The organism is Streptomyces sp. NBC_01515 (assembly GCF_045040345.1).
Taxonomy (GTDB): Bacteria; Actinomycetota; Actinomycetes; order Streptomycetales; family Streptomycetaceae; genus Streptomyces.
On the sequence record NZ_CP109416.1, the window covers coordinates 6,408,209 to 6,420,638 of the forward strand.

Sequence of the window (12,430 nt, forward strand, 5' to 3'; positions counted from 1 at the left end):
GTGTCAGCAGGTGGGCGCTGATTGTCAGTGGCCGCCAGTATCGTCGCCGACGTGGATCTCGACGCTGTGCGCACCTTCGTGGCCATCGCGGACGCGGGCCGTTTCCAGCATGCGGCCACGGAGTTGTCGATCACCCAGCAGGCCGTCTCCAAGCGGGTCGCCGCGCTGGAGCGGACGGTCGGCGTACGGCTCTTCGCGCGGACCCCGCGCGGGGCCGAACTGACCGTCGACGGGCGGGCGTTCCTGCCGCACGCCCGTGAGCTGCTGCGCGCCGAGGCACGGGCGTTCGCCTCCGTCCGGCCCGGCCACCGCGCGCTGCGCGTCGACGTGATCGGCCGAGGGCTCACCCCGGCCGCGCTGCTACGGGACTTCCACCGGGCCCGCCCCGACGTCGAGCTCGACGTCGTGACCCTCTTCGACGCAGACGCGGCCGTGGACGCCATCCGCTCCGGCACGGTCGACGCGTCCTTCCGCGCCGTCACGACGACCGGACGCCGGCTCCCCGACGACATCGAGGTCAGCCGGGCCTTCGACGAACCCGTCCAGCTCCTCACCGGCCCGGCCCACCCGCTCGCCGCCGCCCGCGAGGTCACCCCGGCCGACCTCGTCGGGCACCGGATCTGGATGCCCGGCCTCGTCCCCGGTACCGAGTGGGCCGCGTACTACGACGCGTTCGCCGCCGCGTTCGGGCTCGGCATCGAGAGCACCGGGCCCGACTTCGGCGTGGAGCCGCTGCTGGACACGATCGCCGGTTCGGGGTCGCTGGCGACCTTCGTCGGCGAGCAGACCCGCCTGGTCTGGCCCGCCGGCCACGACCTGCGCCGTATCGCCGTACGGAATCCGACGCCGGTCTACCCGCACTCGCTGGTCCGGCACCGGGACAATCGGCACCCGGCCCTGGCCGCCCTCCGCGATCACCTCCACGACGCCGGCGGATCCGGTCACTCCGACGACACGGAGACCTGGACACCGGCCTGGGCATAGGCGCCCCGCGTCAGTCGCGCACGCGCCGCGCGATCTCCAGGTGATCCGGCGCGGGCCGGCTCCCGTCCTCGATCGCCCACAGCGCGTTCTGCAGCACCCGGCCGAGCGTCCAGGCCCGCGCCCGTGCCCGGTCGAGGCCCATCACGTCCGTCATCGCGTCGAAGCGCCAACGGATTTCGTCGGCGTCGAAACGGTTGTCCAGCGCCGGGAAGAGCTCGAACCCGGGGTCGCCCGCCAACGGCTTCGGGTCGATGGCCAGCCAGCGCTCACGATCGGCGGCGAGGACGTTGTCGTAGTGCAGATCCCAGTGCAGCAGCCGGTCGCCGGGCTCCGCCGCGACCTCGCGGACCGCCGCCGCGCAGTCCTCGATCAGGCACCGGTCGGCCGGGTCCGGGAGGCCGGGGAGGGCCGCGGGCACCCGTTCCAGCATGGCCGCCGCCAGCGTGCCGAGGTCCTGGCGCAACTCCGGCGGTGCGGATACCGCCGTCAGACGCGCGAGCAGACGGGCGATCACGAGGGCGGCGGCACGGGAGTCCGGCTCGTGCGTGAGAGCGCGGGACGCGTCGAGGCGCTCCAGGAGCAGGGTGCCGGTCCCGTCGTCGTACTCCAGAAGTTCTACGGCGCCGTCGCCCGCCCAGGTGCGCAGCGCGACCGGCTCGCCCGCGGTCTCCTCGTCGAGGTACTGGAGTTTCAGCGCGGCCCGGGTGCCGTCGGCGCGCAGGACGGGGAGGACCAGGGCGCAATTGCCGTACATCGAGGGGCCGTTGAGTCGAAGTGACCAGAGGTCCAGGAAGTCGGCCGCCCGCTGGGGAAGTTCCGCCACGAAGGCGCGTCCGGCCGCTCCGTTGAACCTGTCCTGGGAGGCGAGCAGCGCGGCCGGGATGTCGATCACGCCTCCGACGATACTTGCGTGCGTGAATCGGCTCATGCGAATTACCCGGGGCCTCCACAGGGTGTGGGCGTACGTCCGCAGCGCCCCCGGCACGTACATCTGGCTGGGGATCCTCTTCGTCACCACGGTCGCCATGCACCACATGTCACCGGAGTTCGAGCAGGAGTTCCTGCGGCAGCGGTCCACCAACATCCACGAGTTGTCGAACAACCCGGTGCGGGTGCTGTTCGCGAGCGCGATGTGGATGGACGGGGGGCGCTGGCTGCCGTACGCCGCGCTGTACACGGTGTTCCACGCGCAGGCGGAACGGTGGCTCGGTACGGCGCGGTGGCTGATGGTGTGCGTGGCCGCGCATGTGCTGGCCTCGCTGATCAGCGAGGGCGCGCTGCTGGAGGCGATCAGGAGGGGCGTGGCACCGCAGTCCGCGGTCAACACCCTTGACATCGGGGTGAGTTACGCGCTGGCGGGGGTGGTGGGGGTGCTGGCGTACCGGATCGCGGTGCCGTGGCGGTACCCGTATCTGCTGGTCGTACTGGCCGTCTACGGGGTGCCGTTGGAGACCGGCCGGACCTTCACCGATCTCGGGCATTTCACCTCCGTGGTGATCGGGCTGGCGTGCTATCCGCTGGTCAGAGGCTGTGGAAAAGCATGGAATCCGAAGGAGACAGTCGCCGCCCTCAGGGGTTAGCGTCCGGATATGAGCAGCTCGGCGAGCGGTGTCGTGAACGGTGTCGTGAACGGCGGCATCTCCTTCTGGTACGCGGACGACGGCCTCCCGGCGCGACGGGAGCCCCTCGCCGCCGACGCCTCCGCCGACGTCGTGATCGTCGGCGGCGGATACACGGGGCTGTGGACCGCGTACTACCTGAAGAAGGCGGCCCCCTCCCTCCGGGTCACCGTCCTGGAGCAGAAGTTCTGCGGCTACGGCGCGTCGGGGCGCAACGGCGGCTGGCTCTACAACGGCATCGCGGGGCGCGACCGGTACGCGAAACTCCACGGCCGGGAAGCCGCCGTACGCCTGCAGAAGGCCATGAACGACACCGTCGCCGAGGTCGTCGCGGTCGCGGAGGAGGAGCGGATCGAGGCCGACATCCATCGTGGGGGCGTTCTCGAAGTCGCCTGTACGCCCGCGCAGTTGGCGCGGCTGAAGGCCTTTCACGAGCATGAGTTGTCGTACGGCGAGACCGACCGTGAGCTGTACGGCGCGCGTGAGACCGGCGAGCGGATCCGGGTCGTCGACGCGGTCGGGTCGACGTGGACGCCGCACGGGGCGCGGCTGCATCCGGTGAAGCTGGTGAAGGGGCTCGCGGTGGCGGTGGAGGCGCTGGGGGTCGTCATCCACGAGTCGACGCCGGTGACAGAGATCCGGCCCCGGCAGGCGGTGACGCCCTACGGCACCGTTCGCGCGCCCTATGTCCTGCGCTGTACCGAGGGGTTCACCGCGAGTCTCAAGGGGCAGCGGCGGACCTGGCTGCCGATGAACTCGTCGATGATCGCTACCGAGCCGCTCACCGATGCGCAGTGGGAGTCGGTGGGGTGGGGTGGTGCGGAGACGCTGGGGGACATGGCGCACGCGTACATGTACGCGCAGCGCACCGCCGACGGGCGGATCGCGTTGGGCGGGCGTGGGGTGCCGTACCGGTTCGGCTCGCGGACCGACAACGACGGGCGGACGCAGGCTTCGACGGTCGAGGCGTTGCGCGAGATCCTGGTGCGGTTCTTTCCGTCGCTCGCGGGGGTGCGGGTCGCGCATGCCTGGTCGGGGGTGCTGGGGGTGCCGCGGGACTGGTGCGCGACGGTGACGCTGGATCGGTCCACGGGGTTGGGATGGGCCGGGGGCTACGTCGGGTCGGGGGTGGCCACGACGAATCTCGCCGCGCGGACGTTGCGGGATCTGGTTCAGCTGGACTCGGGGCAGGCGGGGGCGACCGATCTGACCGGGCTTCCGTGGGTCGGGCACAAGGTGCGCAAGTGGGAGCCGGAGCCGTTTCGGTGGTTGGGGGTGCAGGGGATGTACGCGACGTACCGGGCGGCGGATCGGCGGGAGCTGGTTGGGCTCGGGGCGGAGTCGTCGCGGTTGGCACGGGTCGCGGATCGGGTGGCGGGGCGGCACTGAGGCATCGCGAGTTATCCACAGGCCCCTGAAACTCACGGGTGATGTGTCAGACCTGTGTGCGAGCATTCCCCCCAACGATCGCTGATTCATGGGGGGTTCATGACCAACGCCGAGTTCTGTCCGAGAACACGACACAGACGCCTGACCGCGTTCACCGTCCTCGTCGCCCTGCTCACCGCACTGCTGTCGCTGACCGGGGCGGGTGCCGCTCAGGCCGACGACCCCACCTGCGCACCGCTCGCGCTCGCGCCCTTCGGTGACCCCGGGGACGCCGCGGCGAAGACGACCGTCGCGCCCGACGGGAGCGTCTGCTACACGGTGACGGCGGAGGCACCGGGCCTGCATCTGGTGTCGCTGGACAACCCGAGCGGCGATCTGTACCCCCAGGTCTTCACGCCCGACGGCACCCAGATCGACTGCTACAACGCCGTGTACGCGGCGAACGGCTGGTGCGATCTGCCGTCGGCGGGCACCTACACCCTCAAGGTCCTCAACCAGGGCTGGTCGGACGCGAACACGACGGTGACCGTCGTCCCGCTGGCCTCCACGCGCGGCTGCGCGGACACCGTGGGTACCGAGTGGGACCAGCCCGACGCCGTCCGCACCTCCGTGAGCCCGGTCGAGATCGACTGCACGCCGTTCACGGCCACTGCGGGCGACCGCATCCGCCTCACCTACGGCTCGAAGGTCTACGGCACCTCGCTCGCCTGGATCACCGACGCGACCGGGGCCCGGATCTGCCCGCGCTTCCCGGAGGACGGCGAGGACAGCTGCGTCCTGCCCGCCGACGGCACGGGCCCCTACCGGGTCGTCTCCCGGGTGTCGTACGGGGAGAACGGCTTCCCCGCCGACTTCGCGGTGAAGACCCGCCGGCTGAACGACCCGCAGGGCTGCACCACGGCTCCCGTCCGCTCCTACGGCCCGCTGGCCGGCCAGGACCTGACGACGAACCCCTGCTACACGTTCACGGCCGGCGCGGCGGGCCCGTACACCGTCCACTACGTGAGCGAGAGCGGCGAGAGCGGCCCCGCGCGCGTGTACGACGCCTCGGGCAAGACCGTGTGCCAGTCCTCCACCGACCCGTGCAAGGTGCCCGGCGCGGGCACGTACACCGCGGTCCTCGACGGCTCGTACCCCTTCAACGACACCAAGGACGGCCTGATCGTCCTCGACCGCACCTCCTCCACCGGGTGCGTGCCGGTCCGAACGGGCCTGTACAAGGGCGAGTTCACCACGGCCGGGCAGTACGACTGCCTCACGCTGGACGCTCCGCAGGGTGCCTCGATCGCCGCGCTGACCCCGCTCATCGCATCCGGCGTCGACGCCGACGTCGAGGTCCTCGACCGCAACGGCACCGCGCAGTGCGGCTCGTCCGCCCTGTCCTCGGGCACCTGCGCCCTGACCGGTACGGCGCCCTACCGCGCGCTGGTCCACGCCTCCGACGGCGCGACCGGCCCGTACGGGATCGCCTTCTACCGCACGGACGCGGCGAACGACTGCCCGGTGCTGCCCGCCGGCAGCTTCTCCGCCACCGGCGCGAAGGCCACGCTCACCACCGGCGACGGCACCTTCTCGCAGTGCCTGAGCATCCCGGCGGACGCGCACACGAACGCGGAGGTCCTCCAACTGGTCGCCACCTCCGGCACGACCCTCGCGAAGTTCACCGTGCTGGACTCCACCGGCAAGCAGGTCTGCGACCGCCTCCCGACCACCAACGGCTGGACGGTCTGCTCCCTGACCCCGGGCAAGGCGCACACCGTCCTGTTCACCGGCCGCGACCTGCCCGCCTCCTACACCCTGACCCGGCGCGACATCACCGCGACCGCCGCCTCGGCGGGCTGCACGCCGACACCGGAACAGAAGGTCGGCGGCCCGTCCGTCAAGGGCTCCTACGACGCCCCCGGCACCCTGCGCTGCCACCAGATCACCACGGACGCGGCCACGGACGTCGTGCAGGTGGACGTACGGGACGCGCTCGGCACCGCGAACATCGCCGTCATGCGCGGCGACGGCACCACCGAGTGCTCCTTCCGCAACCGCTCCTGCGCGGTCACCGGGTCCACCACCCACCAGGTCCTCGTCCAGACCCCGGCCACCCTGCAGGCCGCCCCCGCGTACCACCTGGACGCCCTGCGCATCGCGACCGCCGCCGGGCCCGCGCCCGAGTGCACCAGGATCCCGTCGGTGGCCTACGGCTTCGGCCTCACCGGCACGCTCGACGAGTCGCACAGCGCGGTGTGCGTGGTGCTGCCGACCGCCGGAAGCGACCGCTTCGACACGGAGATCACGGACACCACGGGCGCGGCCGACACGGCGGTGCCCGCCCTCTACAACAGCGCCTGGGCCAACGGCTGTCTGCTGTCCACCTCCGGCGGCTACCAGTGCGCGGCCGGCGGTACGTCCACGGCGGCGAGCCCGTCCCTGCTCGTGCTCGGCATGCCGGAGAAGGCGTCCAGCACCTCCTACAGCGCCAAGTTCAACTGCTGGACCGTGCTGTGCGGCCCGGACCGGGTGAGCGTCACCGGCGTCAGCCCCAGCACCGGGGTCGCGGGCGGCAAGGTCAAGCTGACCGTCACCGGTACGGCGCTCGGCGCCGGCGCCACGGTCCGGCTCGCTCTCGCCGGAAAGACGCTGACGGCCACGACGGACTCGGTCTCGGCGGACAACCGGACCCTGACGGCGACCGTCGACCTGACCGGCGCGGCCACCGGTACGTGGAACGTCAGTGTGTTCACCAACTGCTGCGAGTACGGGAGCGGCACCTTCACCGTCACCCAGCCCACCCTGACCAACACGGCCGCCCCGAAGATCACCGGCACGGCCAAGGTCGGCGCCAAGGTCACGGCGGGGAACGGGAGTTGGTCGGCGACCCCGTCCTCGTACACCTACCAGTGGAAGGCCGACGGCAAGGCCATCTCCGGGGCGACCGCGTCGACGTACACGATCGCCGCGGCACAACTCGGCAAGAAGCTCACCGTGACCGTCACCGCCGCCAAGAGCGGCTGGACGGGCGGGACGGGCACCTCGACGGCCGCGACGGTCGCCAAGGGTGTCGCTCCCAAGTCGACCAAGTCACCGGTGATCAGCGGGACTTCGAAGGTCGGCAAGACCCTGAAGACGTCCACCGGCAGCTGGAGCCCGACGGCCACGTCGTACGGCTACCAGTGGTACGCGGGCGGCAAGGCGATCAGCGGGGCCACCAAGTCCTCGCTGGTGCTGAAGTCGGCGCAGAAGGGCAAGAAGATCACCGTGAAGGTCGTCGCGCACCGCACGGGCCACGCGGACGGATCGGCGGTGAGCAAGGCGACCAAGTCGGTCACCTGATCCGCTTCACGGACCCGCCGTTTCCACGCACCCACCGTTTCCACGACGCCCCGGCCGCTTCGGCACCGGGGCGTCGCTCATGTCACGGACTTCGACGCCGGCTCCGGCACCGCCGACTCCGCCCTGGCCCCGTGCTTCGGCGCCCGGGCCGTCACCATCAACCCCGCGACCAGTCCCGCCATCAGCATCACGGCGACGGCCCACCAGATGGCGACCGTGTAGCCGTGGACGATGCCCTTGCTGGTGATGAGGGCCTTCTGGGCCGGGGTGTGGAGGTGGGCGACGATGTAGGCCGTGCTGCTGGTGGTGGCGATCGTGTTGAGGAGGGCCGTGCCGATCGAACCGCCCACCTGCTGGGCGGTGTTGACGGTCGCGGAGGTCACGCCCGAGTCCTGCGGGGCGACTCCGGCCGTGGCGGTGGCGAAGACCGGCATGAAGATCAGGCCCATGCCGAGGCCCATCAGCAGCAGGCCGGGGAGGAGTTCGGTCGTGTAGTCCGAGTGGACCGTGAGGCGGGTGAAGAAGGACATGCCCGCCGCGGCCAGGACCGCGCCCGGCACCATCAGGGTGCGTGGTGGGACGTGGTGCATCAGGCGGGCGGAGATCTGGGTCGAGCCGATGATGATCGCGACCGTGAGCGGCAGGAAGGCCATGCCGGTCTTCACGGGGGAGTAGTCGAGGATGACCTGGAGGTAGTAGGTCATGAACAGGAACATGCCGAACATGCCGATGACGGCCAGGCCCATCGTGAGGAAGCAGCCGGCGCGGTTGCGGTCCTTGACGATGTGGAGGGGGAGGAGGGGGCTGGGGGCTCTCGTCTGCCACCACAGGAAGGAGACGAGGAGGACGACACCGGCCGCGAACAGGCCCAGGACCAAGGAATCCGTCCAGCCGCGTGGCTCGGCCTCGCTGAAGCCGTAGACGATCGCGACCAGGCCGCCGCAGCCGAGCAGGACGCCGGGTACGTCGAGGCGGGCGCCGCTGTGGCCCGGGCGGTCGTGGAGGAGGGCGAAGGCGCCGAAGACCGCGATGATCGCGATGGGGATGTTGACGTAGAGGCACCAGCGCCAGTTCAGGTACTCGGTGAGCAGCCCGCCCGCGATGAACCCGATCGCCGAACCGCTGCCCGCGAGGGCGCCGTAGATCCCGAAGGCCTTTCCGCGTTCCTTCGGGTCGGTGAAGGACGTGGTGAGGAGGGACAGCGCGGAGGGGGCCAGTACGGCGGCGAAGACGCCCTGGAGGGCGCGGGCGCCGAAGAGCATGCCCGAGGTCGTGGCCGCGCCGCCGAGTGCGGAGGCGCCCGCGAAGCCGATCAGGCCGATGATGAACGTCCGTTTGCGGCCCACCAGGTCGGCGATCCGGCCGCCGAGGAGGAGCAGTCCGCCGAAGGCGAGTGTGTACGCGGTGATGACCCATTGCCGGTTGCCGTCGGACATGCCCAGGTCGCGCTGTGCGGAGGGGAGCGCGATGTTCACGATCGTCGCGTCGAGGACCACCATGAGCTGCGCGAGAGCGATGATCACCAGGCCCCACCAGCGGCGGGGATCGGGGCCGCCGGCCGTCGTTCCGGATCCGCCTGATCCGCCTGATTCACCTGATTGGGTGACACTCATCTGGTCAGAAGACCATGAATCGGCGGGTATCGCATCCGCAGTCGTATTCGCGTGTGTGTTCGGTTGCGGACCGGTTGACGTGCTCGGTGATGTGCACGGTGGTGTGCCTGGTGGTGTGCTCGGTGATCTGCTCGGTGTGGTCATGGCTCCAGGACCACCTTTCCGGTGGTCTTCCGGTTCTCCAGCGCGCGGTGTGCTTCCGCTGCCCCGGCCAGCGGGAATCGTTCCACGGCCGGTACGAGCCGGCCGGTGGCGGCCTCGGCGAGTGCCCGTAGCTCCAGGGTGCGGATGGGGCTCGGTCCGCCGGCCTTTCGCATCGTCACGGGCCCCAGCACCTGTTCGGACACCCCTTCGGCTTCGGAGGTGTACGGCTGCCCGCTCGACCAACCGAAGACGAGGTGCCGGCCGTTCGGCCCGAGCAGGTCGACGGTCTCCCTTGCTACGGCCCCGCCCACCCCGTCGAACACGACCGTCGCGTGCCGCCCGCCCAGCCAGGCGCGTACCTTTCCCGGCCACTCCGGGTCCGTGTAGTCGACGGCGAGATCGGCGCCGTTCGCCCGCACGAGGGCGACTTTCTCCGGGCCGCCCGCGAGACCGATCACGGTCGCACCGGCCCGCTCGGCGTACTGCACGAGCAGGGTCCCGAGTCCGCCCGCGGCGGCCGGAACGACGACTACGGAGTCACTGCCCAAGTTGCTGAACTGCACGATCCCCATGGCCGTACGGCCCGTTCCGATCATCGCGACGGCCTGCGCGAAGTCCAGGTTCGCCGGGATCTCGTGGACCCGGTCGACGTCGACCACGGCCGACTCGGCGTACCCGCCCGGCGCGAACCCGAGATGCGCGACCACCCGCTTCCCGAGCCACAGCCCGGCGACCCCGTCCCCGAGCGACTCGACGACACCGGCGACCTCGCGGCCGGGGATCGTGGGGAGGGCGGGGAGTTCGGGCAGCGGGCCGCGCTCTCCCTTCCGCAGAACGGTGTCCAGGAGGTGGACTCCGGCCGCGGCTACGGCGATACGGACCTGGCCGGGGGCGGGGGAGGGGGCGTCGACGGTTTCGTAGGTGAGGTTCTCGGCGGGGCCGAAGGTGTGGAGTCGTATGGCATGCATGGGGTCACTGTTCGACCTCAAGCGCGCTTGAGGTCAAGGTGTATCGGGTTTGCGCAGGTCAGGGGGATTGTCAGTGGTGGGGTGCAGGATGGGGGCATGGCGAGGAGAGCGGCAGCGGGCGGGGCGGGTGGCACGCGTGGGACGGGGGGTTCCCGCGGTGCTGCGGGCGGAGTGAAGGGGGCGCGGCGGCCGGAGGTGCGGTTGCCGGCTCTGGAGGCTTACGGGGGTGGGGAGTTGGAGCCGGACGGGGACTACGACGGGCTGCATTTCCGGGACGAGGACTTCGTCGGGCAGGACGGCGGGGGTGCCCGGTTCATGGACTGCGCCCTGACGGACTGCGCGCTGGACGAGACGCGGCTGCATCACGCGCGCGTGCTGGACTCCGTCCTCACCGGCATACGGGGTGTCGGCACCGACCTCGCGGAGTCGACCCTGCGTGACGTCGAGGTGGTCGACGCGCGGATGGGTGGGGTGCAGTTGCACGGTGCGGTGCTGGAGCGGGTGGTGATCCGGGGCGGCAAGATCGATTACCTGAATCTGCGCAAGGCGAAGCTGCGGGATGTCGTTTTCGAGGGCTGTGTTCTTGTCGAGCCGGACTTTCTCGATGCTCGGCTGGAGCGCGTCGAGTTTGTGGACTGTGCGTTGAAGGGGGCGGACTTCACGGGGGTGTCGTTCACGGATGTGGATCTGCGGGGGGCGGTGCAGTTGGAGATCGCGCGGGGGGTGGAGCGGTTGTCGGGGGCGGTGATCAGCATGGGGCAACTGGTGGATTTGGCGCCGGTGTTGGCTGTGCAGATGGGGATTCGGGTGGAGGGGTGAGGGGGGAAGGGAAGGGGGGATTGTGAGGGGTGCCCTTTCCGAGGGGGGAGAGTAAGCCGTGTGGCTTTCGGCTTTTGAGGGGGTACAGGTTTCGACGCAGGGGGCATCAATCAGCCCGTTGGGGGTCCCCCCTCTGGGGGAGTTTGAGGACGAGGCCCCTTCAGGGCCGATGGGGGTCTGGGGGCGTAGCCGCCAGGGACGGTGCCGCCAGCTCAGGGCAACCGGGAAGTTCAGGGCGTCCAGGAAGTTCAGGGCCGTTCAGGAAGCTCAGGGCACCCGGGGAAACTTCGCCTGCAACGTCCAGATCGCCGGGTTCTCGCCCAGGTCCTCGTGCAGATCAACCAGGTCGGCGATCAGATCGTGCAGGAAGTCCCGTGCCTCGCGCCGGAGTTCGGCGTGGGAGAAGGTCAACGCCTCCTCGTCCCGCCGCATCCAGTCCGCCTCGACATCCACCCACCCGAACCGCCGCTCGAACAGCATCCGGTCGGTCGACTCCGTGAAGTCCAGTTCCGCCCGCTGCGGCCGGGACGCCCGCGACCCCGCCGGGTCCTGATCGATCCGCTCCACGATGTCGCACAGCGCCCACGCGAAGTCGAGCACCGGTACCCACCCCCAGGCCGTGGACACTTCCCGGTCCGCCTTGGTGTCGGCGAGGTACACGTCACCGCAGAACAGGTCGTGCCGCAGCGCGTGGACGTCCGCGCGCCGGTAGTCGGTCTGCGGGGGGTCGGGGAAGCGGTTGGAGAGGGCGTAGCCGATGTCGAGCACGTAGGAGATGGTGTCACGGCTGGGGAGAGCCGACGGCAGCCGGACCAACCCGCTCACGGGGCCTGGTCCGACCCGCTCACGGGGCCTGGTCCGACCCGCTCACGGGGCCTGGACCGACCCCCTCACGGGGCCTGGAGGAACCTCGCGCGGAGGCGCCGGATCAATCCCGCACGAGGCCTCGGATCAAGGCCGCATGGGGCCCGGAGATCCCCTTTCACGGGGCCCGGAGTGATCCCTCCACGGGCGCCGGAGCGACCCTTCGCAGTGCCTCCGAGCAACCCCTTCACAGCGCCCCCGTGTGCCCGTCGCCGCCCCCGCCCCCGCCCCCGTCCTTGTCCCCGTCCCGCCCGGCGACCGCCGCCTCCAGCAGAGCCCAGCCATCGACCTCCACCGCCCGCGTTTCTCCCGGCCCCGGCAGCCACCCGCGGGCCGACGCCGCGTCGAGGAGGGCGCGGACGGCGCCGGGTTCGTGGAGGTTGAGGGAGGCGCCGCGGACGTAGCCCACATCCCCGGAACCCAAGGGGGCCCCGCCCGGGACGTACCGCCCCGGCCCCGCGACGAAGACGATGCGCAGCGCCCCGCCGGTGCCGGCCGGCCGGGGATTCAGGGTGAGGGTATGGACACAGCCCACGGAGCCGCTGTCCCTGCCCCTGTCCATGCCGCTGCCGCTGCCGCTGCCGCTGTGACGGTGACTGTGACGCAGCGACCACATATACACGCGCCCATCGGCAACAAGTCGGCGGGGCTTCTTGGAAGAACGGGGCACGGACCCGAGCGTACGAGGACCGCCGTACTCCAGGAC

Annotated in this window: 10 protein-coding genes; 5 read left to right on the plus strand and 5 right to left on the minus strand. The window is 70.9% G+C overall.

Annotation, left to right across the window (positions count from 1 at the left end):
• Positions 1–51: 51 nt before the first annotated feature.
• On the plus strand, positions 52–984 hold the full coding sequence (locus tag OG407_RS28975) for a LysR family transcriptional regulator (protein WP_405862465.1): 933 nt from the start codon (positions 52–54) through the stop codon (positions 982–984).
• 10 nt (positions 985–994) lie between these two features.
• Here OG407_RS28975 and OG407_RS28980 read toward each other — a convergent pair whose 3' ends face one another.
• Positions 995–1,912 (minus strand): aminoglycoside phosphotransferase family protein, encoded by a 918-nt coding sequence (locus OG407_RS28980; protein ID WP_405862467.1) that lies wholly within the window; start codon positions 1,910–1,912, stop codon positions 995–997.
• Here OG407_RS28980 and OG407_RS28985 point away from each other — a divergent pair.
• The 3 genes from OG407_RS28985 to OG407_RS28995 all read left to right on the plus strand — a co-directional run bounded on the left by OG407_RS28985 (position 1,911) and on the right by OG407_RS28995 (position 7,316).
• Positions 1,911–2,564, plus strand: a complete 654-nt coding sequence (locus tag OG407_RS28985; protein WP_405862469.1) for a rhomboid-like protein — start codon at positions 1,911–1,913, stop codon at positions 2,562–2,564. The two genes, OG407_RS28980 and OG407_RS28985, sit on opposite strands and share 2 nt — an antisense overlap.
• Positions 2,565–2,573: 9 nt before the next feature.
• Positions 2,574–3,992 carry an NAD(P)/FAD-dependent oxidoreductase gene (locus OG407_RS28990; RefSeq protein ID WP_405862471.1) on the plus strand — a complete coding sequence of 473 codons (1,419 nt, stop codon included), beginning with the start codon at positions 2,574–2,576 and terminating at the stop codon, positions 3,990–3,992.
• Between the two features lie 99 nt (positions 3,993–4,091).
• Positions 4,092–7,316, plus strand: a complete 3,225-nt coding sequence (locus tag OG407_RS28995; protein WP_405862473.1) for a Tat pathway signal protein — start codon at positions 4,092–4,094, stop codon at positions 7,314–7,316.
• Between the two features lie 77 nt (positions 7,317–7,393).
• On the opposite strand, the gene OG407_RS29000 is transcribed toward OG407_RS28995, so the two are convergent.
• Positions 7,394–8,929 carry an MFS transporter gene (locus OG407_RS29000; RefSeq protein ID WP_405862475.1) on the minus strand — a complete coding sequence of 512 codons (1,536 nt, stop codon included), beginning with the start codon at positions 8,927–8,929 and terminating at the stop codon, positions 7,394–7,396.
• A gap of 140 nt (positions 8,930–9,069) precedes the next feature.
• Positions 9,070–10,041, minus strand: a complete 972-nt coding sequence (locus OG407_RS29005) for a zinc-binding dehydrogenase (RefSeq protein ID WP_405862476.1) — start codon at positions 10,039–10,041, stop codon at positions 9,070–9,072.
• Between the two features lie 96 nt (positions 10,042–10,137).
• Here OG407_RS29005 and OG407_RS29010 point away from each other — a divergent pair, with 96 nt between their 5' ends.
• Positions 10,138–10,860, plus strand: a complete 723-nt coding sequence (locus OG407_RS29010; protein WP_405862478.1) for a pentapeptide repeat-containing protein — start codon at positions 10,138–10,140, stop codon at positions 10,858–10,860.
• Positions 10,861–11,127: 267 nt separating this feature from the next.
• On the opposite strand, the gene OG407_RS29015 is transcribed toward OG407_RS29010, so the two are convergent.
• Positions 11,128–11,628, minus strand: a complete 501-nt coding sequence (locus tag OG407_RS29015) for a hypothetical protein (RefSeq protein ID WP_403592293.1) — start codon at positions 11,626–11,628, stop codon at positions 11,128–11,130.
• Positions 11,629–11,911: 283 nt separating this feature from the next.
• Positions 11,912–12,394, minus strand: coding sequence for a hypothetical protein (locus OG407_RS29020; RefSeq protein ID WP_405862480.1), 483 nt, complete (start codon positions 12,392–12,394; stop codon positions 11,912–11,914).
• Between the last annotated feature and the right edge of the window lie 36 nt (positions 12,395–12,430).